22 protein-coding genes are annotated in these 20,094 nt (G+C 68.9%); 20 read left to right on the forward strand and 2 right to left on the reverse strand.

All coding sequences use genetic code 11. The features are described from left to right. Positions 1-33: 33 nt before the first annotated feature. Complete coding sequence (locus tag LJ754_RS10290; protein WP_227926488.1) at positions 34-1,296, reverse strand: alpha/beta hydrolase family protein; 1,263 nt, start codon at positions 1,294-1,296, stop codon at positions 34-36. A gap of 94 nt (positions 1,297-1,390) precedes the next feature. Between LJ754_RS10290 and LJ754_RS10295 the strand changes: the two genes are divergently transcribed. The 15 genes from LJ754_RS10295 (at position 1,391) to LJ754_RS10365 (ending at position 12,147) form a co-directional block, all read left to right on the forward strand. Then, positions 1,391-1,882 (forward strand): hypothetical protein, encoded by a 492-nt coding sequence (locus LJ754_RS10295; protein ID WP_227911019.1) that lies wholly within the window; start codon positions 1,391-1,393, stop codon positions 1,880-1,882. 14 nt (positions 1,883-1,896) lie between these two features. Then, positions 1,897-2,346, forward strand: a complete 450-nt coding sequence (gene msrB / locus LJ754_RS10300; RefSeq protein ID WP_227911018.1) for a peptide-methionine (R)-S-oxide reductase MsrB — start codon at positions 1,897-1,899, stop codon at positions 2,344-2,346. Positions 2,347-2,356: 10 nt separating this feature from the next. After that, positions 2,357-2,905 (forward strand): flavin reductase family protein, encoded by a 549-nt coding sequence (locus LJ754_RS10305; protein ID WP_227911016.1) that lies wholly within the window; start codon positions 2,357-2,359, stop codon positions 2,903-2,905. Between the two features lie 111 nt (positions 2,906-3,016). Then, positions 3,017-3,337, forward strand: coding sequence for a ferritin family protein (locus LJ754_RS10310; RefSeq protein WP_227911014.1), 321 nt, complete (start codon positions 3,017-3,019; stop codon positions 3,335-3,337). Between the two features lie 44 nt (positions 3,338-3,381). Next, the gene (locus LJ754_RS10315) at positions 3,382-3,825 is read left to right on the forward strand and encodes a hypothetical protein (protein ID WP_227926489.1); all 444 of its coding nucleotides are present in this window, start codon (positions 3,382-3,384) and stop codon (positions 3,823-3,825) included. Beyond that, on the forward strand, positions 3,825-4,766 hold the full coding sequence (locus tag LJ754_RS10320) for a V-type ATPase subunit (RefSeq protein WP_227926490.1): 942 nt from the start codon (positions 3,825-3,827) through the stop codon (positions 4,764-4,766). Before LJ754_RS10315 ends, LJ754_RS10320 begins: the two co-directional genes overlap by 1 nt. After that, entirely contained in the window at positions 4,753-6,042 is a 1,290-nt protein-coding gene (locus LJ754_RS10325) for a V-type ATPase 116kDa subunit family protein (protein ID WP_227926491.1), read from the forward strand. The genes LJ754_RS10320 and LJ754_RS10325 overlap by 14 nt, the downstream gene beginning before the upstream one ends. Further along, positions 6,039-6,497 (forward strand): ATP synthase subunit C, encoded by a 459-nt coding sequence (locus LJ754_RS10330; RefSeq protein WP_227926492.1) that lies wholly within the window; start codon positions 6,039-6,041, stop codon positions 6,495-6,497. The genes LJ754_RS10325 and LJ754_RS10330 overlap by 4 nt, the downstream gene beginning before the upstream one ends. Continuing rightward, complete coding sequence (locus LJ754_RS10335) at positions 6,494-6,727, forward strand: hypothetical protein (protein WP_227911002.1); 234 nt, start codon at positions 6,494-6,496, stop codon at positions 6,725-6,727. Before LJ754_RS10330 ends, LJ754_RS10335 begins: the two co-directional genes overlap by 4 nt. Next, positions 6,724-7,251: a hypothetical protein gene (locus LJ754_RS10340; protein ID WP_227926493.1), complete on the forward strand. Its 528-nt coding sequence runs from the start codon at positions 6,724-6,726 to the stop codon at positions 7,249-7,251. Before LJ754_RS10335 ends, LJ754_RS10340 begins: the two co-directional genes overlap by 4 nt. Beyond that, positions 7,236-9,173 carry a V-type ATP synthase subunit A gene (locus LJ754_RS10345; RefSeq protein ID WP_227926494.1) on the forward strand — a complete coding sequence of 646 codons (1,938 nt, stop codon included), beginning with the start codon at positions 7,236-7,238 and terminating at the stop codon, positions 9,171-9,173. The genes LJ754_RS10340 and LJ754_RS10345 overlap by 16 nt, the downstream gene beginning before the upstream one ends. Beyond that, positions 9,166-10,578, forward strand: coding sequence for a V-type ATP synthase subunit B (locus LJ754_RS10350; RefSeq protein ID WP_227926495.1), 1,413 nt, complete (start codon positions 9,166-9,168; stop codon positions 10,576-10,578). Before LJ754_RS10345 ends, LJ754_RS10350 begins: the two co-directional genes overlap by 8 nt. A 30-nt stretch (positions 10,579-10,608) precedes the next feature. Continuing rightward, entirely contained in the window at positions 10,609-11,208 is a 600-nt protein-coding gene (locus LJ754_RS10355) for a V-type ATP synthase subunit D (RefSeq protein ID WP_227926496.1), read from the forward strand. Between the two features lie 263 nt (positions 11,209-11,471). Then, positions 11,472-11,855 carry a ribosomal maturation YjgA family protein gene (locus LJ754_RS10360; RefSeq protein ID WP_227926497.1) on the forward strand — a complete coding sequence of 128 codons (384 nt, stop codon included), beginning with the start codon at positions 11,472-11,474 and terminating at the stop codon, positions 11,853-11,855. A gap of 10 nt (positions 11,856-11,865) precedes the next feature. Further along, positions 11,866-12,147, forward strand: coding sequence for a hypothetical protein (locus LJ754_RS10365; protein WP_227926498.1), 282 nt, complete (start codon positions 11,866-11,868; stop codon positions 12,145-12,147). Between the two features lie 58 nt (positions 12,148-12,205). On the opposite strand, the gene LJ754_RS10370 is transcribed toward LJ754_RS10365, so the two are convergent. Continuing rightward, positions 12,206-13,372, reverse strand: coding sequence for an acetyl-CoA C-acetyltransferase (locus tag LJ754_RS10370; protein WP_227926499.1), 1,167 nt, complete (start codon positions 13,370-13,372; stop codon positions 12,206-12,208). A gap of 197 nt (positions 13,373-13,569) precedes the next feature. Here LJ754_RS10370 and LJ754_RS10375 point away from each other — a divergent pair, with 197 nt between their 5' ends. From LJ754_RS10375 to LJ754_RS10395, 5 genes are all read left to right on the forward strand, one after another. Further along, positions 13,570-14,199, forward strand: coding sequence for a winged helix-turn-helix domain-containing protein (locus tag LJ754_RS10375; RefSeq protein WP_227926500.1), 630 nt, complete (start codon positions 13,570-13,572; stop codon positions 14,197-14,199). After that, positions 14,196-15,455, forward strand: a complete 1,260-nt coding sequence (locus tag LJ754_RS10380; protein ID WP_227926501.1) for an MFS transporter — start codon at positions 14,196-14,198, stop codon at positions 15,453-15,455. The genes LJ754_RS10375 and LJ754_RS10380 overlap by 4 nt, the downstream gene beginning before the upstream one ends. Positions 15,456-15,540: 85 nt before the next feature. Next, positions 15,541-17,172 carry a peptide chain release factor 3 gene (locus LJ754_RS10385; protein ID WP_227926502.1) on the forward strand — a complete coding sequence of 544 codons (1,632 nt, stop codon included), beginning with the start codon at positions 15,541-15,543 and terminating at the stop codon, positions 17,170-17,172. Between the two features lie 702 nt (positions 17,173-17,874). After that, positions 17,875-19,284 (forward strand): DUF6421 family protein, encoded by a 1,410-nt coding sequence (locus LJ754_RS10390; RefSeq protein ID WP_227926503.1) that lies wholly within the window; start codon positions 17,875-17,877, stop codon positions 19,282-19,284. Continuing rightward, positions 19,281-20,063 (forward strand): SDR family NAD(P)-dependent oxidoreductase, encoded by a 783-nt coding sequence (locus tag LJ754_RS10395; RefSeq protein ID WP_227926504.1) that lies wholly within the window; start codon positions 19,281-19,283, stop codon positions 20,061-20,063. Before LJ754_RS10390 ends, LJ754_RS10395 begins: the two co-directional genes overlap by 4 nt. The last annotated feature ends 31 nt before the right edge of the window (positions 20,064-20,094 follow it).

Genomic DNA, 20,094 nt, shown 5'->3' on the forward strand with positions numbered 1-20,094 from the left:
AGCCCGGTCCCCGATCCCCCGCTACTTCCCCGGCTATTCCTCCGTACGGTGCTCCGCGGGGTGCCGGGTGCGGCCCAGGGCGCTGTTCAGCCAGCCCAGCACCACACGCTCCCAGCGTTCGGGATCCACGTTGTATTCCTTGGTGTGTCCGGCCTGGGTGAAGGGCTCGAAAGTGATGACTTCCGGGTTCTTCTCCGCCAATTCGGCTGACGGACCGTAGGGCACGAAGTCGTCATCCTTGCTGTGTAGGATCAGGGTCGGGATCCGGATTTCCTCTGCGCGGGTGACCCAGTCCATGCTCTTGAGGTCCAGCGGAGCGGCCAGTCCGGTCAGCGCCCGGCCGGCGGCGTTGGAGATCAGCCACTGTCCCAGCCGCCCGGCCTGCGCCGGAATCCGGTTCACCCTGGCGTGGTGCGCCAGCACATCCACCCAGTTGATCACCGGCCCGTCCAGCACCATGGCGCGGATGTAGCGGCTCAGCGGTGATCGGTCTGCAGCCTGCAGGCTGATCGCCCCGCCCATGGACCAGCCGAACAGGACGACATCCTTGGCACCGTTCTCCAGCGCGTACCGGATGGCGGCCTCGACGTCGTGCCATTCGGTGTGCCCCAGACCGTAGCGGCCATCCGCTGCGTAAGGGGCCTCGCCGTCGTTGCGGTAGGAGATCAGCAGGCTGCTCAGCCCGGCTTCACGCGCGGTGCGCACAGCTCGCAGGCACTCGGTGCGCCGCGCGCCCCGGCCGTGGACCATGACAGCCCAGGTCTCCGCCCCGGGGGTGCGCACCAACCAGGCCGGAGCGGTCCCGTTCTCCAGCGGGATCTGCACTTCTTCTTCGGGCATCCCGACGGCGGCCGGCGAGGCATAAATGGAACCGCTCCACCAGCCGCGCCGGGCCTTGGTGAGGTCACCGCTGTAGACCTCTTCGACGTCGCGCTGCACGGTGCCCTCACGCGGCACGTAGGAGCGGATGGCACCGATCCGGGCGTGCCCTTCGCCGTTGTCGAAGTACAGGCTGTATGTCCCGTCCACGGTGGTATCCGCGTTGGCCGGGAGGATGACCTGGCGTCCGTGCTCGCTCTCGGTCACGGCCAGGATCTCCAGGTTCGAGTCGCGGGTGCGTGCCGGGGTCACCACCTGGCGGGCGAAGTAAACGCCCAGGCCCGACGCCGCCGCCACCACCGCAGTTGATGCCACCGCACCTATTCCGGCCCCGAAAGCGGTCCAGCGGACCCAGGGAACCACGGAGCGTACCGCAGCAGAACCGGCAGGAACTTCAGTAGGAACGGAGATAGCCATAAGACTATTCTTACCGACGCTGACGCCCTGCCGCGCATCGAGGCCGCGCCGCGCCGAGCCGTGCCGGAGCGGCGGGCATATTAGGCTGGTGGCCATGACCTCGACAATTGTGGTGCTGACCGAAGAATCGCTGGTTCCCGGCGACATTGAAAACCTGCGTGCCCTGGCCGGTGATACCCCCACCCGCTTTGAGGTGCTGGTCCCGGCCGATCCGGGCCGGAACCTGCTGGTGGACGTGCTGGACAACCTGAGCCTGCTGGAATTCTCCGCCGCGTTCAAGAACCTCACCGGTGACCGGCCCTCCAAGGCCGACGAGGTGAAAGCCGCCGTCACCGAACTGGCCGAATCGCTGGAACTGATGCAGGCCTCCGGCCTGGAAGCCACCGGCACGGTCACCGGCGAGGAGCCGGTGACCGCCGTCGTCGAAACCGCCAAGCGTACGCAGGCGGACCAGGTGGTGGTTATCACCACCCCGCACGCCATCGAAGACACCTTCCGCACCGACTGGGCCAACGAGGCCCAGGACCGGCTGGGCGTGCCGGTACTGCACCTGTACAGCGGCTCGGGATTTATTGGCGACTCTTAAGCGTTGACGCGGATATGACTACCGAAGAGAACGCCGGGACCATCCCGGTGCAAAAGTCCGACGAGCAGTGGCGCGAGGAACTGTCCCCCGAGGAATTCGCCGTCCTGCGCAAGGCCGGCACCGAACGGCCCTACACCGGCGAATACTGGGACACCAAGACCGCCGGCGTGTACCAGTGCCGGGCCTGCGGCAGCGACCTGTTCACCAGCAACGAGAAGTTCGATTCGCACTGCGGCTGGCCGTCCTTCTTCGCCCCGCTGGCCGAGGGCAAGGTCCGTTACCTGCACGACCGCAGCATGGGCATGGACCGCATTGAGGTCCGCTGCGCCAACTGCGACTCGCACATGGGCCACCTGTTCGAGGGCGAAGGCTTTGATACGCCCACCGACCAGCGGTTCTGCATCAACTCCATTTCGGTGAAGCTGGTACCGGGCGACGGCGCCGGCAGCACCACCGAACCGTAAAGGACCGGCGTTGGAGTACGGAGTTTTCCCGGCCGACCCCGTGAAGGGGCCGGACATCCCGGACGAGGCAACGAACCGGTACCGGGAGCTGAGCGCGGACATTGCCTCCGGCGTCGGCGTGGTCTCCACCCGGCTGCGCGGGCGTGACTATGCCGCCACCGTCAGCGGTTTCCTCTCCGTCTCCTACGACCCGCCCACCCTGCTGGTGAGTCTCTACGCCGAGGCCCGCATCGCAGAGGCCGTCGTCGATGCCGGCAGCTGGGCCCTGAGCCTGCTGCCGGCACGGCTGCGCGGCACCGCCAACTGGCTCGCCAGCCCCGGCTCGCCCCTGGAGGGGCTGCTCAACCAGGTTGACTACGGCCGCGGACCGGAAACCGGCGCCGCCGTGATTGAGGGCTCCGTTGCCTGGTTCGAGGTACGCACCACGCAGGTGACGACGGCGGCCACCCACCTGCTCATCGTGGGCGAAGTGGTATCCATGGGCCGGCGCGCGTCCGCCGACGACGAGGCGGACCCGCTCGTCCACTTTGCAGGCGCCTACGCCCGGTTGGGCCGCTGAACCCGCCCGACCATTGTTTCCGGCCGGACCCAAACGTAACCTCGATGGACGGGGGAAACGTTCCGCTCACCGCTCAGAGGGTGCGGAACCACCGGTCCTGAGGAGATGCAAATGGGCACAGATCAGTACCATGAGCCGCCGTCTGAACTTCCCGCGGAAACCCGCACCTTTACCCGCATGTGCGCCAGCCTAAGTGAAGAAGCCGAAGCCATTGGCTGGTACGTGCAGCGGATGGCCGTTGAACCCGACGCCCAGTCCCGGGCCATCATGCTTGATTCCCTCGGCGAAGAGTTCAAGCACTTCAGCATGGAACTGGAGTTCCTGCTCCGCCGCACTCCCCTGTGGCGTGAAATAGCCCAAGGGATCCTCTTCACCGAGGGCGACATAGTCCGGCACGGAGAGGACTCCGAGGCCGAGGCCACCGGAGACTAGCCCGCCCGAGCAGTCCACCCATCCTCCGCTCAGGGAGGTGCCGCATGGCACGCAACAGCCTGCTGGACCGTTTCCGCCCCGTAGGTGCACCCGGTCCGGCCGGGCCCGCCGGAGTTCCGGCCGTCGATGACCAGGGACCGGCCGCTGAACTGATTCCCGTCTTCGAGGCCCTGGACTCCGCCATCGCGGCCGGGCAGCAGTTGACGGCCAAGGCCGAAGCCGACGCCGGATCCACCGTGGCTGCCGCCCGTCTCCAGGCCGCGACCCTGGTGGAGCAGGCGCACATGGACAGTGCAGCGGTGCGGGCCGACGCCGCCGCCCGGGTTTCCGCCGACGCTGCCCGGGCAGACGAAGACATGCTCGGCCGGGCCCGCGAACAGGCAGCCGAGCTGCGCCGCCGGGGCGAATCCCGGATACCCGAACTGGCCGGCGCGATTGTGGCCGACCTCGTCTCGGATTTGCTCGGGCGCGGAACGGACAGCAGCTAATGCGCGCGGACTGGGTGGCGGCCTCCGTCCGGGCACGGTCCATGGCCCAGCGCCGGGTCGGTGCCGGTACCTGCCGGGAAGTTGCCGCGATGGCCAGTCTTCCCACCGCCGCCGAGGCACTGGCCGACTCTGTGTACGGCCCCGACCTCACCGCAGCCCGCTCCCTGGGCGACGCCCAGCACGCCACCCGACGCACCGTCCTGTGGCAGCTGCGCGTCCTGGCCGGCTGGCTTCCCGCCGGCGGAACCCCGCTGATCCGGGCCGCCGCCGCCCGCTTCGAAGCGGACAACATCATTGCCCTGGCTGCTGCCCTGCACACCGGCACTTTGCCCGCGGGAACCGACATGGCGCCTGCTCCGCTCTACGATCTGGGCGGTCTGGCTACGGCCTGGCCCCGGCTGCGCACCGCCGAATCCCCCGAAACACTGCACGCCATGCTGGCCGCCAGCCCCTGGGGCGACCCCGGGACGGCAGCCCAGCTCCCGGACATCCTCACCGCCGTGTGGCTGCGCCGGCTGGCCGGCGCCGCCGCAGGTGCCCGGCCGTGGGCGGTGTCCGCCGCAGTCCTGCTGGCCGCCCGGCTGCTCCTGGTGGACCGGACCCGCCCCCCGGACCGGCTGGTCTCCCTGCTGCGGCCCTTGCTGGGCACCGGATGGACTGATGCCGCCTCGCTGCCCGAACTCGCGGTGTCCCTGAGCCCGGCCGCCGGACGGGCCCTAAGCGCCACACAGGACCCGCAGGGCCTCTGGCGGGCCGAAGCGCAGCTGGCCGCGCAGGTGGAAACCGACGGATTCGGCCTGCTCCGGGCCGGCCTGCCCGGACCCGATGTGGTGCTGGGCGCCATGGCCGTACTGGCAGCCGATGCCTGGCGCGTCCGGGCCGCCCTGGCCGCCGCGGCTGCCGGAACCGGCGGAAGCGAGGTGCTTGATGCCGTGGCGTGAAACCCTCAGCCCCCTGCGGATGGAGCGCATTGCCCTGGTCTGGCCGCTGGAGTCCCAGGGTGCCGCGCTCACCGAGGTGGCGGCCAGCGGCGCCGTCGAACTGGACCTCCCCTACGAACCCGGCGACGGTCCGGAGGAACTGGACCGGGCCGCGGAGGCCGCCGTTGTGCACGGACCGGTGGCCGCCCTGGTGGGCTGGTCCCCCACCCGGCAGCTGCCGGAACTGCGCACTGCACTGGAACCGCACGGCGCCGCCGCCGTCCCGCTGCGCCACCCGCGCGGTGTGCAGCCGCCTACCCAGCTCACCGGCACCGGCACGCCGCGCAAAGTCCCGCCGTTGCAGCGCCTGCTGGTGGACACCTACACCACCGTCCCGTACGCCGATCTGGATCCGGCCCGCATCGCGGGGGTGGCGTACGTGGTGATGTTCGGGATGATGTTCGGCGACGCCGGGCAGGGCCTGCTGCTGGTGATTGCCGGGCTGCTGATCCGGTTCCTGAACGTGCCCTGGCTGGAGCGCTACCGGCGCACCTGGCTGTTCATCACCGGCGCCGGCGTGATGGCGGTGTTCTTCGGGGTCCTGTACGGGGAGTTCTTCGGCCCCACCGGCGTGCTGCCGGTGCTCTGGCTGGAACCCCTGGAGGAACCTATTCCGCTGATCGTCGCCGCACTGGTCCTGGGTGCGGTGCTGCTGGCCGGCTCCTACGCCTTGGGCACCATCAACCGGGTGCGGGAGGGCGGCTGGGGTTATGCCTTGTACGCCCGCTCAGGGTTGGCCGGCGCACTGCTGTTCGCCGCGATCGGGCTGGTGGCCTGGGGGCTGCTGGCCGGCAGCGGGGTGATCCTGGTGTTTGCCGGCGTCGCGGCCCTGGTCGCCCTGGTTTTTATCTTCATCGGACTGTTCGCCGAATCGGGCGGCGGGGCCACGGGCGGGCTGCAGGCCACGGTGGAGCTGGTGGATACCGTGGTCCAGCTGGCGTCGAACCTGGTCTCCTTCACCCGGCTGGCGGCCTTCGGCCTCACCCACGCCGCGCTGATGATGGTCGTGTGGCAGGCCACCACCGCTATCTGGGAACCGGGTTGGCGGATCATCCCGGCCATTCTGATGTTCGTACTCGGCAACGTGCTCACGTTCGCCCTGGAGGGACTGGTGGCCGGAATCCAGGCACTGCGGCTGGAGTACTACGAACTGTTCTCGCGTGTTTTCTCCGAAGAAGGCCGCCGCTTCCGGCCCTGGAGCCCGTCCCTCGCCCCTGCTGAAAGGCACCTGCCGTGAATCCCTGGTTTGCCAGCCTTCCGCTGGTCCTTGTCCTAACCGTAGTGATTACCATTGGCGCCGTCGTACTCATGCGCCGCCGCCGCCGCCGGGCCGGCGTCCGCGCCCTGCTCGGCTTCAACGCCGTGCTGATGGGCGGAGCCTTGGCACTGCTCGTCGCCGCCCTGAACGCCGTCCCGGCCACAGCGGGCGACGGCGGAGCTGCCGCCACCGCCGTCGCGGCGGCCACGGACGGCAGCGACAGCAGCGGCGCCGCCCTGCTGGGAGCGGCCATTGCCGTGGCCGGATCCTCCATCGGCGCGGCCATTGCGGTGGCCTACACCGGGTCCGCGGCGCTGGCGGCCATGAGTGAGCGGCCGGAAATTTTCGGCCGGGCCATGGTGGTGGTGGGCCTTGCCGAAGGCATCGCCATTTACGGGCTGATCATCTCGATCATCCTCATCGGGCAGGCATGAGCCGCCGCGAGGGCACCGTGGCCGCGCTGGGTAGTGCCGCCCTGCTGCAGGGCTACCGGCTAGCCGGCGCACTGCTCTATCCCGCCGCCGGTGCGGCAGACGTACGTGCGGCTTGGTTCCGGCTGCCGGACTCCGTGGCGGTGGTGCTGCTGACCCCCGACGCCGCCGGGCACCTCGTCGTCGAACGGGAGAATCCCCTGTCCCCGCTGACCATGGTGCTGCCCTCATGAGCCGGCTGCTGCAGGGGGCAGACGCCGCCCTGGCACCAGTGCGGCAGGCGCTGGCGCAGGACGCGGATACTGCCGCAGCCCGGACAATCGCGGCGGCGCGGCAGCAGGCAACGGACACCATGTCCCGGGCACAGGCGGAAGCTGACGGCATCCTGGCCGCGGCACGGCGGGACGGGGCCGAGGCCGCACGCGCCGAGGCGGCAGCGTCCTCCGCCCGGGCCCGGCGGCAGGCACGCCGGACCGTGCTGGCCGAGCAGGAACACCTGCGCTCCCTCCTGCAGGCACAGGTGCTGGAGCAGGCCCGTGAACTCCGCCGGGACCCGCGCTATCCGCAAATCCTCCGCAGGCTCACCGCCGAGGCGGACCGGCTGCTGGGACCGATGGCCTCTGTGACGGAGAGCTACAAGGGCGGCGTGACCGGCAGCGCCGGTTCCAGGCGCCTGGACCTGTCGCTGCCCGCTCTGGCCCTGCAGGCCATGGATGACCACGCCGGGGAGGTGCGCAGGTTATGGGACGACGGGTAAGGAAGCCGGCTGCATCGGAAGCGTTAACAACGGAGGCGGCAACACCCGGGCCGGCCGCTCCGGTGCCGGCCGCCGGCGCTTCCCGTCCGGCGGACAGCGGCCGGATCACCCGGGTCAGCGGACCGCTGGTGGAAATCAGCGGACTCCCCGGCCTGTCCATGCTCGAGGTGGTCAACATCGGTCCGGACGGCATTGCCGCCCAGGCCGTATCCATCAACGGTGACGAAGCCACCCTGCAGGCCTACGAATACACCGGCGGGCTGAAAGCCGGCGACCCCGCGGTGCGCACCGGACACCAGCTCGCCGGGCTGCTGGGACCGGGCCTGCTGGGCACGGTCTTTGACGGGCTGCTGCGCCCGCTTTCCTCGGCCCCGCTCTGGCTGACCCAGCAGCGGCAGGGCTCGGCCGAGGATCCGGCGGTGCTGGACACACAGTGGGAGTTCGCGCCGTCGGTGGCCGTGGGCGAGACCGTGACCGGCGGGCAGGTGCTGGGCACCGTGCCCGAGGCCGGAACGGTGGAATTCCGGGTGCTGGCACCCCCTGCCGTGTCCGGGGAAGTGACTTGGCTGGCCGAGGGGAAGGTCCGCCCGCTGGAAGCCGTGGCCCGGATCGGCACGGTGGAGGTGCCGCTGGCCCAGCGGTGGCCGGTGCACACCCCGCGTCCCTTCGGCGAGCGCATCACCGACGTGGTGCCGCTGCAGACCGGCCAACGGGTCCTTGACCTGCTCTTCCCCCTGCCCCGCGGATCAGCAGCCGCGGTGCCCGGCGGGTTCGGCACGGGCAAGACCCTGACCCTGCAGCAGATTGCCAAGTGGTCCGACGCAGATGTGATTGTCTATGTGGGCTGCGGCGAGCGCGGCAACGAGATGGCCGACGTGCTGGACGGGCTCTCCGGGCTCGATGACCCGCGGACCGGCGGCAAACTCATTGACCGGACCGTCATCATTGCCAACACCTCCAATATGCCCATGATGGCCCGGGAAGCTTCCATTGCCACCGGCGTGACCGTGGCCGAGTTCTTCCGCGACATGGGCTACGACGCGGTGGTGATTGCCGACTCCACCTCCCGCTGGGCCGAAGCCCTGCGCGAGTTCGCCAACCGCAACGGGGACCTGCCCGCCGAGGAAGGCTACCCCGCGTCCCTGGCCAGTGAGCTCGCCGCCTTCTACGAGCGGGCCGCCCGGGTACGCACCCTGGGCGGGGCGACGGCGTCGGTCACCGTGATCGGCGCGGTCTCCCCTCCCGGCGGGGACATGAGCGAACCGGTCACCACCGGCACCCAGCGCTTTGTCCGGTCCCTGTGGCTGCTGGACCGGGACCTGGCCTACTCCCGGCACTATCCCGCGGTCAGCTGGCGCGGCTCCTTCTCCCGCGACGCCGAGTCGCTGGGCCGCTGGTGCTCCGCCCACGGGGACCCGCAGTGGGCGCAGCGGCGGGCGCAGGCTTCCCTGCTCCTGGCCGAAGCGGACCGGCTGACCGCGCTGGCCGAGATTATCGGGGCCGGTTCCCTGCCCGGACACGAGCAGATGGTGCTGCTGGGCGGGCGCCTGCTGCGCGACGGAGTGCTGCTACAGAACGCGCTGAGCCCCAATGACGGCTACAGCTCCGAAGCCAAGGGGGCCGCCCTGCTGCAAACAGTCCTGGACGTGGTGGACACCTGCCAGACGCTGGTGGGACGCGGAGTGCCGCCGGCCGACGTCGACCGTTATGACTTCACCCCGGTGCTGCGGCTGCGGGAGGACACCGGTCCCACGGACGCCGAAGGCGTGCAGCAGCGGGGCCGGGCGTTTGTCCGGCAGTTGGCGGCGGACCTGGAGCAGGCCCCGGCCTCCCCCGCGGACGCCGTGCCCGCCTCCGCACCGTCCCCGGCGCCGGAACCGGCGCCGGAACCCCAACCAACGGCGGGAGACGCCCATGGCTAACGAGAGCAGCCACGCGGCTCGGCTGGGCCACAGCGACGTGCGCGAGCTACGCGGCCCCTTGCTGGTCCTTGGGGACACCCAGGGCGTGGGCTGGGACGAGTTCGCCAACGTTTCGGTGGACGGCGGGGCCGAGCGCCATGCCCTGGTCCTGGAGATCGACGGCGACGAGACCACTCTGCAGGTCTTGGAGGGCACCGAGGGCATGTCCCTGGGCGGGGTGGAAGTCCGCTTCCAGGGCCGGCCCCTCGCGGTGCCGGTGGGCACGGACTGGCTGGGCCGGGTCTGCAACGGCCGCGGGGAACCGCTCGACGGCGGCCCTCCGGTGACCGCTGAGCATTCCTCTCCTGTCGGCGGCTGGCCGCTGAACCCCGTCTACCGGGAACCGCCGCAGGATCCGGTGATCACCGGGGTCTCCGTGGTGGATGCCCTCACCACCCTGGTCCGCGGGCAGAAGCTGCCTATCTTCTCCATCCCGGGGCTGCCGCACCTGACCCTGGCCACGCAGATCGCCGCGCAGGCCACCACCTCCTCCGGCCGTGCCTTCCGGGTGGTGTTCGCCGCGATGGGCATGACGCACGCAGACATCGCCTACATCCGGGACCGGCTGGAGGAACGTTCGTCCGCCGGAGAACTGGTGCTGCTGCTCAACGCCGCCGACGATCCGGTGATTGAACGCATCCTCACGCCCCGGATTGCACTGACCCTTGCCGAGTCGCTGGCCTACGACGACGGCGCCGACGTGCTGGTGGTGATGTCGGACATGACCAGCTATGCGGAGGCGGTCCGCGAGGTCTCCGCTGCCCGGCGGGAAATCCCGGCCCGGCGCGGGTACCCGGGCTACCTCTACAGCGACCTGGCCACCCTGTACGAACGCTGCGGCCGGGTGCGGGGACGGGAAGGCTCGGTCACCATTGTTCCGGTGCTGACCATGCCCGCCGGAGACATCACCCACCCGGTGCCGGACCTTACCGGCTACATCACCGAGGGGCAGATAGTGCTCGACGGCGACATCGACGCCCGCGGGATCTACCCGCCCGTGGATGTGCTCTCCTCACTGTCCCGGCTCATGCGCAGCGGTGCGGGTAAAGGCCGGACCCGGGAGGACCACCTCGACGTGGCCGCGCAGGTCCTGTCCGCGATGGCCCGGGCCCGGTCCGCGTCCGAGCTCGCTGAACTGGTGGGAGCGGCCGCACTGAGTGAGACCGACAAGGCCTACATAGAGTTCCGCTCCGTGGTGGAAAAGGAACTGCTCCACCAGGGCCGCGACGAGTTGCGCACCTTGGAGCAGACCCTGGATCTGGCCTGGCAGGCACTGTCCCTGCTGCCCCGGCGGGAACTGACCATGCTTTCCGGCGAGTTCCTGGACCGGTACCTGCCCGGGGCCGTGGACGGGGCCCGGTTGTGAGCGGGGCGCAGCCGTGAGCGGCGTGCAGCCGTGAGCGGGTTCCGGTCCGGGGGAAGCCGGGCAGAGCGTGCCGAAGTTCAGCGCCGGCTGGCCACCGCCCGGCGCGGTGCGGAACTGCTGGACCGCAAGCAGCGCATCCTGCAGCGTTCCATCGACGGGCTGGCGGAAAGGGCCGACGCCGAGCGGCTGGCCTGGGAGGAACTGGCCCGGGAAGCTGCCGTGTGGCTGCGGCGGACCACGGCGCTGGACGGGGCTGACCGTCTGGCGGAGGCAGCGCCGTCGGACACCGCGCTGGCCACGGTCCGCTGGGGCGGGGCGATGGGTATTTCCTATCCCGAAGATGCGTCCTGCACGGTTCCTGCGGCGCCGCCGGCCGGGGGCAGCTCCGCATTGGCCTACGCTGCGGCGGCACACCGGACTGCGTTGGAAGCTGCCGTAGCCGCGGCCGCGAGCCAGCGGGCGCTGCTGCTGGTCTCGGAGGAACTGGCCGCCACGCGCACCCGGCAGCGCGCCGTGGAGAACCGGTGGATTCCGCGGCTGGAGGAACAGCTGACCGCCATTGAACGGCGGATCGCGGAGCAGGAACTGGAGGAAAGCCTGCGGCTGCGCTGGGCCGCCGGACTCATGTGAGCCGAAAAGGCACAAATAGCCGTTGCCTCGATCGAGAAAGCAAAAATTACCGTTTTTCGCCGGATAACCGGTAATTTTTGCCTTTTCGATGAGGGCGCGGTCCCGGACGGGCTCATCTTTGGACGGAAATCTTTGGGTACTGTGACGGCATCGACACTTCATCCACCGGCCCCCGGGTATCCCGAACCTCCCGCGCCGTCCCCATAGACCCGAGCACCCCGCACCCGAACATCCCGCCGCGGACTTCCCGCCGCCGCGCCGCCGTGGCCTGCGCCGCCGTCGTTGTCCTGGCGCTGGGCCTGTTTGCCCGCACCGGGTTGCCGGGACTGCTGGGCGACGCGTCCGGCGGCATCCTGTATGCAGCGCTGATGTACCTGCTGCTGGCCTTTCTCCTGCCCGGGGCGCGGCGTTGGCGGCTGGCGGGCGCCGCCGTCGTGGTCTGCATGCTGATCGAGCTGTTCCAGCTCACCCCGTACCCTGCCCGGTGGGGTGCGCAGTGGCCGCCGCTGCGCCTGGTGCTGGGCACCACGTTCAACGCCTGGGACCTGCCGGCGTATGTTGCCGGAGCAGCGGCAGTGTTCCTGCTGGATCTGCGGTTTGGACGGCGGACCGGCGGGCGGCGCCCGGCCGGCGGACCACCTGTGTAAGCATGGTGCCGTGCCAGCCAATGACCGCGACCCCATTCCCTTAGCCTTCCGCGCCACCGCGTATATGCGTCCTTCACTGTGGCGGCGCCGGCCGGTCCGGGCCTTCCGCTATGACGTGCTGTGGAAGGACGGACGCGTGGACCGGGACATCGACCTGGTGAAGGTGATGTATCGGCAGGCACCGGCGGACTACCAGGTCACTGAACGAGCCATGCTCGAGCAGTGCCCGGAGACAGGGGCCGGACAGTGGGTCGCCTACGCCTCGGGGTACCCCGTGGACGGCCCCGCCTGAGCGGCGGGGCCGTCTAACCGGCGGCACCGGCCAACCGGGCCGCGCCTGCGCAGCCTGCCTACAGCCGGAAGCCCTCGTCCAGCCGCTCGATGATGGTGACGTTCGCCTGCCCGCCGCCTTCGCACATGGTCTGCAGCCCGTAGCGGCCGCCGGTGCGCTCCAGCTCGTGCAGCAGGGTGGTCATGATCCGGGCACCTGTGGCTCCGATCGGATGGCCCAGGGCAATGCCGCCGCCGTTGACGTTGACCTTGGCCATGTCCACCCCGAGCTCCCGCTGCCAGGCCAGCACCACGGAGGCGAAGGCTTCGTTGATCTCGAACAGATCGATGTCCCCGATACTCATCCCGGTGCGCTTGAGCGCGTGCCGGGTGGCCTCGATGGGGGCGCTGAGCATCATGATGGGGTCATCGCCGCGGGCGGAGATGGAGTGGATGCGGGCGCGTGGCTTGAGCCCATAGCGGCGGACTGCATCCTCGGAGGCCAGCAGCAGGACGGCGGCGGCGTCGGAAATTTGGGACGAGGTAGCTGCGGTCAGGGAGCCGCCTTCGGCCAGCGGTGCCAGGGTGGCAATCTTGGCCCGGTTCGGGTCACGGGGACCTTCGTCCGCGGTAACGCCGTTCATCGGCAGGATCTCCCGGTCAAAGCGGCCCTCGGCCTGTGCCGCAATGGCACGCACATGGGATTCGACGGCGAAGTCCTCCATCTCCTCCCGGCTCAGCCCCCACTGCTTCACCATCATCTCTGCGCCGATGAACTGGGAGACCTGCTGGTTGCCGTAGCGCTTCTCCCAGCCGACCGATCCGGCAAACGGGTTCGGGAAGCCCAGTTCCTTGGCGGCACTGTTGGCGAAGGACAGCGGCACGGAGGACATGCTCTGCACGCCGCCGGCAATCACCAGGTCGCTGGTGCCGCTCATCACGGCCTGCGCCGCGTAGGACACTGCCTGCTGGCCGGAGCCGCACTGGCGCTCCACGGTGGTGCCCGGAACCCGCTCCGACAGCCCGGCCGCCAGCCAGGAAGTGCGGGCAATATCCATGGCCTGCGGACCGACCTGGTCGATGGCGCCCAGGATGACCTCGTCATATTCCTCGGAATCGATGCCGCTGCGGCGGACCGTCTCGGCAAGCACGTGGGCGGCAAGATCGGCCGGGTGGATCTTGCTCAGTCCCCCGTTGCGCTTGCCGACGGGCGTGCGGACGGCGTCGATGATGAACGCTTCAGCCATGATTGGAGGGCCTTTCGTCGTTGTAAGGCGGGTGAGAGCACGTACGTGCCGTGCACCACATTAGAAGACTTCGACGCCGCGCGTCCCGTACCAGCGGTACGAATCCGCGGCGTCCTTGGGCGCCGCCCAGTGTACGGATCCGGATTCCTATCTAAAGAACCCTTGCTAAAGGTTTCTTTAGCATTTAGGCTCACCCCATGGAACAAGACCGCGAGCCCGCCACTGGCAAGGGAAGCAGCACAGCCCCGGCAACACCCGGCGTGCCGGGCGAACAGGTGGTCTCGGACCCGGTACACATCCGCGCACTGGCGCATCCGGTCCGGCTGGAGCTGCTGGCCTACCTCGACGACGCCGGCAGCGCCACTGCCACACAGTGCGCCGCAGTCATCGGAGAATCCGTGGCCAGCTGCTCCTATCACCTGCGCATGCTTGCCCGGCACGGTTACATCGAACAGGTCGAGCAGCCGGGGCGCGAAAAGCCGTGGCGGCCGGTTTCCCGGCACCGGTCCCACGTCATTGATCCGGGCCAGCCCGGCTCGGCACATGCCGTTTCCGCCATGGCTGCCCTGGAGGTGGAACGGCAGGCCGTGCGGATCCAGGACTGGCTGCACCGCTCCCCCGGGCTGCCGCCGGAGGATCTGGACGTTTCAACGGTCTACGAGGCCCGTACCTACGCCACGCATGAGGAAATCCGGCAGCTGCGCGAAGAAGTATGGAACCTGACCCGTCGCTTCGAAGGCCGCTGGGAGGATCCCGGGCAACGCCCCGAAGGTGCTGTCCCGGTGCGCCTGTTCTCCGTGCTGAACATCGATCCGGGGCAGGAATGAGCACCGGGACAGGAAGGAACACTGCCCCAACGACCGTCGGCACCAACCGGGACGTGCTGCGGGTGCCGGGCTTCCGCCGGCTGGCCTTGGCCTGGGTCTTCTCCAACTTCGGCGACTCAGTCCTGTTCCTGACAGCGGCTATCTGGGTCAAGCAGCTCACCGGCAGCGACGCCGCCGCCGGCCTGGTGTTCGCCGCACTCGGCCTCCCCGCATTGTTGGCACCCTTCACCGGGCGGCTGGCAGACCGGAACCGGCGCAGGCCGCTGCTCATCCTCACCAACCTTGCTGCCGGCGGCGTGGTCCTGACACTTTTGGCGGTCCGCGGTGCGGGCAGCGTTTGGCTGGTCTATACGGTGATTTTTATTTACGCCATTTCCTCCTACATCACCGCTGCCGCCCAATCCGGACTGCTCCGCGACCTGCTGGAGATCCGCCTCCTGGCCCCCGCAAACGGCGTACTCAGCAGCATCGACCAAGGACTGCGCATTGTTTCTCCGCTGGTGGGGGCAGGGATGCTTGCATTGTGGGGAATGGACACCGTTGTCCTGCTGTCCAGCGGGTGCTTCATCGTGGCCGCACTGGTCCTGGCAACCTTGAAGCTGGCCGAAACGGTCCACGTCAAGGCGGAGGACGAGACGTTTTGGAAAAGCACGACGGCGGGCATCTCCTTCCTGCGCGGGCACCCGCTGCTCCGCCGGGCCCTGCTGTCCCTGGGAATTGCCATGGGCGCAACCGGAATCCTCAACGTGACGGTTTTCGCCACCGTGGAACAGGGGTTGGGCCGGCCGCCGGAATTCCTGAGCGTGCTGCTGGGCGTGCAGGGGGGCACGGCTATTCTGGGCGGACTCACGGCAAGCGGGGTGATCCGGCGTCTCGGATTGCGCCGGTGCATGGTTTCCGGTGCCCTCCTGCTCGCGGGCGGCGTGCTGGCCACCGCACTTACCGTTCTGCCGCTGGTCCTGGCCGGAGCTGCTGCGGTGGGCGCAGGTGTCTCCTGGCTGGTCATCGCCTTCGTGACGCTGCGACAGGAAGCGACACCGCTGGACATGCAGGGGCGAACCGCCGCAGTCACCCAGGTCATGACCAACCTCCCCCAGGTTGCCGCGTCGCTGCTTGCTGCCATCCTGATCGGCGTCCTGCCGTACCAGGTTCTGGTTGCCGCCATGGGCGCCGCCTGCCTGCTGGCCGCAGTTCCCCTGCTGCCGCGCCGCACCGGTACACCCGTCAGAGCGGCCGGACCGGGGCGGGTAGAATGAGAAAGCTGTGTTCTGAGCAGCTGACTGTCGGGCGCGGACACAAGTCCCCCAGCAGTTCCAACCCACAGAGTCTGAAAGCAGCGGAGTGTCACAACAGGTTTCCACCACCGTCAGCGCCACCGCCACCAAGGAGATCGTCAAGGAGTCCGCCCGCCGGCGCACCTTCGCGGTGATCTCCCACCCCGACGCCGGCAAGTCCACGCTCACCGAAGCGCTGGCCCTGCACGCCCGCGTTATTGGTACGGCGGGTGCCACCAACGGTAAGGAAAACCGCCGCGAGACGGTTTCCGACTGGATGCAGATGGAAAAGGACCGCGGCATCTCCATCAGCTCCACGGCCCTGCAGTTCGCCTACCGCGACACCGTGATCAACCTGCTGGACACCCCCGGCCACGCCGACTTCTCCGAGGACACTTACCGGGTGCTCGCCGCCGTGGACTGCGCCGTGATGCTCGTGGATGCGGCCAAGGGCCTGGAAACCCAGACCATGAAACTGTTCGAGGTCTGCCGTGCCCGGAACCTGCCCATCATCACCGTGATCAACAAGTGGGACCGCCCCGGCCTGGACCCGCTGGCACTGATGGACGAGATCACCGAACGCACCGGCCTGGCTCCCATGCCGCTGACCTGGGCCGTGGGCATTGCCGGCGATTTCCGCGGCGTCTGGGACCTGCAGAAGGACGAATACGTCCACTTTGAACGGCAGAACTCCGGCGCCTCCCTGGCCAAGGAAGAGCACTTCACCCCGGCACAGGCCCTGGAGCGCGAAGGCGATGTCTGGACCGACTCCCTGGACGAGGCCGAACTGGTCATCGACGGCCGCGAGTTCGACCGCGACGCGTTCCTGGACGCCAAGGCCACCCCCATCCTCTTCTCCTCCGCCGCGCTGAACTTCGGCGTCAAGCAGATCCTGGACACCCTGGTGGACCTGGCCCCCTCAGCCTCGGCCCGCGAAGACAAGGACGGCGGCCTGCGCCCCGTCGAAGCGCCCTTCTCCGGCTTCGTCTTCAAAGTCCAGGCCGGCATGAACCGCGCGCACCGCGACCACGTGGCCTTCATCCGCGTGTGCTCCGGCGTTTTTGAACGCGGCATGGTGGTGACGCACTCCAACACCGGCAAGACCTTCGCCACCAAGTACGCCCAGCACCTGTTCGGCCGCGAACGCGAAGTGATCGACCAGGCGTACCCGGGCGACGTCGTCGGGCTGGTCAACGCCTCCGCGCTGCGGGTGGGCGACAGCCTCTACGTCGAAGAGCCGGTGGAGTACCCGCCCATCCCGTTCTTCTCCCCCGAGCACTTCCGCGTGGCCCGCTCCCAGGACCCCAGCCGGTACAAGCAGTTCCGCCGCGGCATCGACCAGCTCGAACACGAGGGCATCATCCAGGTGCTGCGTTCGGACCGCCGCGGTGACCAGGCTCCCGTACTGGCCGCCGTCGGCCCCATGCAGTTCGAGGTGGTCGAAGACCGCATGACGCAGGACTTCAACGCCCCCATGCGCTACGAACAGCTCTCCTACTCCCTGGCCCGGCTCACCACGGCCGATGCCGCGGAGATCCTCTCCAACGTCCACGGCGCCGAGGTCCTGGTGCGTACCGACGGCGCGTACGTCGCCGTGTTCAACGATGTGTGGGCGCTGCGCCGGGTGGAGAAGAACCACCCCGAAGTTTCGCTGACCGTCATCGGCACCGAATCGCCGAACAGCAGCCGCGGCTACTAGGAGCCACGCGCCTCCGCACCCGTGCCTTCTGTACAGCACAGGCTGGCCGGACAAGGCGCAGGCAGCATCAACTGTACGAAAGCTGCGACGCACGCGCCCCGGTCGCAGCCAACTAGGCTAGCCTGCCCACATGACACGAAAAGCGAGGGCAGCAGGCGCGGTTCTTCTGGCCGCCCCGCTTGTGCTGATGGGTTGCGGAGGCTCTTCCGACCCCGCGCCGGCACTATCGGAGGAAGCCGGCAATTCCGCACCGTCGGGCACCTCGGCGGTCCAACCTGCCCGGCAGGCCGGGTGCCCGAGCAGCACAGGCGCAGTGCCGGCCGAACCAGCCACGCCCGCAGGACCCGCACCCGCCGATGACACGGCCGAACCAGCCACGCCCGCCGACCCCGACCCCTGCGGGCTCTCCACAGTCCATGCGGCAGAACCCGGCGAGGCGGCGCTGGAATATTGGACGCCCGAACGAATGGAAAGCGCCATCCCCGAGATGCCTACTGAGGATAGATAGCGCCAACTTGCCGGGGAGCTGAACAGAAGCAAAACTGCGGGTGTGACCCCGGACACATCCGACCATGCATAAGTCTTGCTAATCAGTGCTCCTGGTTCAGGTAAGCGTTAGGAATTCGTGAGTATGCTGTCGGCTATCTAGTCCAGCTGCCACCCGGTCTCAACGGGACGGCTCCTTCCCGGAAGGTCCCAGCTATGTCCTCCCCCGTTTTCTCCTCCCTGTCCCGCCCGGACATCGCCGCCGTACCGGCGGCAGGCTCCAACCCGGCCGACACGGATGCCTGGCATGCACTGAAGCAGGCCGCCACGGACCTGCAGCCGCTGCAGAACAAGAACGGCTCCATCGAGTCGGAACACCACGCCGCCGCGGCCGAGCTCATCGGCACCATCACCGCCGCCGTTGACGCACTGGCCCCGGCCTTCGCGCACGACGCCGAGTACCTGCGCCTGGTCGTGGCCGACTTCGAGCGCTGGGTAGCTGCCGGCCTGGAAACCGAACCCGACTTCCTCGATTCGCTGATAGCCTTCGCCCCGCAGCAGTACCGCACCGACGGCCTGTCCCACCTGGTCGTGTTCCCCATGTACACGCAGAACGGCAGCTCCAACCGCCTGGTGGAAGCCGTGCTGATCGAGGTCATCTGGCCTGAGTTCGTCGCCGAGCTCGAGGCGGGCGAATACTCGAACGGCTTGTTCGTCCCGATCCGTTTCCTGGACTTCACCCCCGGCTACGACACCAACTCCGCGGTGCTCTTCCCGGAAACCGTGGCCGTGCGGGAAACCCCGGCCTTCACCTGGGGCGCCATCTTCGCGGACCGGGAGGCTGCCCGCTTCCGCAAGGTGCTCGCCGCCGCAGCGGACATCACCTCGCTGCAGCTGCCTGCCGAGGCCGCCGAACTCCTGCAGGACCAGTTGCTCACCGAGGAAACCTTCATCATGTGGGACCTCATCCACGACCGCACCCACATGCGCGGGGACCTGCCCTTTGATCCGTTCATGATCAAGCAGCGCATGCCCTACTTCCTCTACTCCCTGGAGGAACTGCGCTGCGACCTCACCGCCTTCCGAGAAGCAGTGAAAATCCAGCGCAACGAGGACGCACCGGAGGAAACCCGCCGGCACGCCCGGCTGGTCCAGTACGCCGTCATCTTTGACCGCATCTTCCGCTTCGCCATCACCGGCAGCAGGGTGCGCAACTATGACGGACTGGGCGGCCAGCTGCTCTTCGCCTGGATGCACCAGAACCACGTGCTGCACTGGACCGACGGCAAGCTGAGCATCGACTGGGAAGAAACCGCCGACGTCGTCGTCCGGCTCGGTGCCCAAATCGAGGAACTGTACTGGCGATCCATCGACCGGCCCAAGACGGCGCACTGGCTGGCGGCGTACGATCTGGTGGCAGGAACGCTGACGCCGAACCCGGCGTCGGTCTGGGCGCAGGGTCCGCAGGCGCTGCCGCTGGACGGCCCGCCGCGCGGGCTGACCGACCAGGTGCTCGACGACGAGTTCCCGCTGTCCATGTTCTATGAAGCCCTGTCCAAGAAGATGGCCCCGGTGATCGAATCCACCGCCGGGATCACCGGCACCTCAGGAGACCTCCCCGGATGAACACTGAACCCGGCACCGCGCCAGCAGAAGACTCCAACGCCCTGAAAGGCCGGACGGTCCTGGTGGCCGGTGCCGGGAGCGCGTCGGGCACCGCGGTATGCGAGGCCCTGAACGCCGCCGGGGCCAAGGTGGTGGCCGTGGGGCGAGACGCCGCCCGGCTGGAAAACACCCTCTTCCGCCTCTACGACGCCGATCTGCGCACCTGCAACCTCGACGACGCCGAGGAGGTCGCCGCCCTGGCCAGCGACATGCAGGAAACCTACGGCGGGATCGACGGACTGATCCACCTGGTGGGCGGCTGGCGCGCCGGCACCGGCATCGGCACGCAGGCAGAGCAGGACTGGGACTTCCTGGAAACCAACATCCTGCGGACCCTGCGCAACGTCAGCCGGAGCTTCTACGACCAGCTGGAAGCCTCCCCGGACGGCCGGCTGGCCATTGTGTCCTCCACTGCAGTGGACTCCCCCACTGCAGCCGGGGCCGGCTATGCCGCCGCCAAGGCCGCTGCCGAAGCCTGGGTACGGGCCATTGCGCAGGGCTTCACGCAGGCCCAGGCCGGGAACAAGGAGCATCCGGCGCCCCAGCACTCTGCCGCCGTCGTATTCGTGGTCAAGGCACTGGTGGATGATGCGCAGCGCGCGGCGGCACCGGAGCGGAAGTTCCCCGGATACACCGATGTCCGGGACCTGGCCGCCGCCGCCGTCCGGCTCTTCGAGCAGGACGCCGCCGAAATCAACGGACAGCGGATCCTGCTGTCCAACGGTCCTTCCGGAAAGTGACCTGCACAACTGCAACGTAAGAGATACTAGG

Origin of the sequence: Arthrobacter sp. zg-Y40, assembly GCF_020731535.1 — a bacterium.
Taxonomy (GTDB): domain Bacteria; phylum Actinomycetota; class Actinomycetes; order Actinomycetales; family Micrococcaceae; genus Arthrobacter_B.

Excerpts from the sequence above, each read along its gene's own strand:
- LJ754_RS10290 (WP_227926488.1), bottom strand. The coding sequence starts at position 1,296 with ATGGCTATCTCCGTTCCTACTGAAGTTCCTGCCGGTTCTGCTGCGGTA.
- LJ754_RS10295 (WP_227911019.1), top strand. The coding sequence starts at position 1,391 with ATGACCTCGACAATTGTGGTGCTGACCGAAGAATCGCTGGTTCCCGGC.
- msrB (WP_227911018.1), top strand. The coding sequence starts at position 1,897 with ATGACTACCGAAGAGAACGCCGGGACCATCCCGGTGCAAAAGTCCGAC.
- LJ754_RS10310 (WP_227911014.1), top strand. The coding sequence starts at position 3,017 with ATGGGCACAGATCAGTACCATGAGCCGCCGTCTGAACTTCCCGCGGAA.
- LJ754_RS10315 (WP_227926489.1), top strand. The coding sequence starts at position 3,382 with ATGGCACGCAACAGCCTGCTGGACCGTTTCCGCCCCGTAGGTGCACCC.
- LJ754_RS10320 (WP_227926490.1), top strand. The coding sequence starts at position 3,825 with ATGCGCGCGGACTGGGTGGCGGCCTCCGTCCGGGCACGGTCCATGGCC.
- LJ754_RS10325 (WP_227926491.1), top strand. The coding sequence starts at position 4,753 with ATGCCGTGGCGTGAAACCCTCAGCCCCCTGCGGATGGAGCGCATTGCC.
- LJ754_RS10335 (WP_227911002.1), top strand. The coding sequence starts at position 6,494 with ATGAGCCGCCGCGAGGGCACCGTGGCCGCGCTGGGTAGTGCCGCCCTG.
- LJ754_RS10340 (WP_227926493.1), top strand. The coding sequence starts at position 6,724 with ATGAGCCGGCTGCTGCAGGGGGCAGACGCCGCCCTGGCACCAGTGCGG.
- LJ754_RS10345 (WP_227926494.1), top strand. The coding sequence starts at position 7,236 with ATGGGACGACGGGTAAGGAAGCCGGCTGCATCGGAAGCGTTAACAACG.
- LJ754_RS10350 (WP_227926495.1), top strand. The coding sequence starts at position 9,166 with ATGGCTAACGAGAGCAGCCACGCGGCTCGGCTGGGCCACAGCGACGTG.
- LJ754_RS10370 (WP_227926499.1), bottom strand. The coding sequence starts at position 13,372 with ATGGCTGAAGCGTTCATCATCGACGCCGTCCGCACGCCCGTCGGCAAG.
- LJ754_RS10375 (WP_227926500.1), top strand. The coding sequence starts at position 13,570 with ATGGAACAAGACCGCGAGCCCGCCACTGGCAAGGGAAGCAGCACAGCC.
- LJ754_RS10380 (WP_227926501.1), top strand. The coding sequence starts at position 14,196 with ATGAGCACCGGGACAGGAAGGAACACTGCCCCAACGACCGTCGGCACC.
- LJ754_RS10390 (WP_227926503.1), top strand. The coding sequence starts at position 17,875 with ATGTCCTCCCCCGTTTTCTCCTCCCTGTCCCGCCCGGACATCGCCGCC.
- LJ754_RS10395 (WP_227926504.1), top strand. The coding sequence starts at position 19,281 with ATGAACACTGAACCCGGCACCGCGCCAGCAGAAGACTCCAACGCCCTG.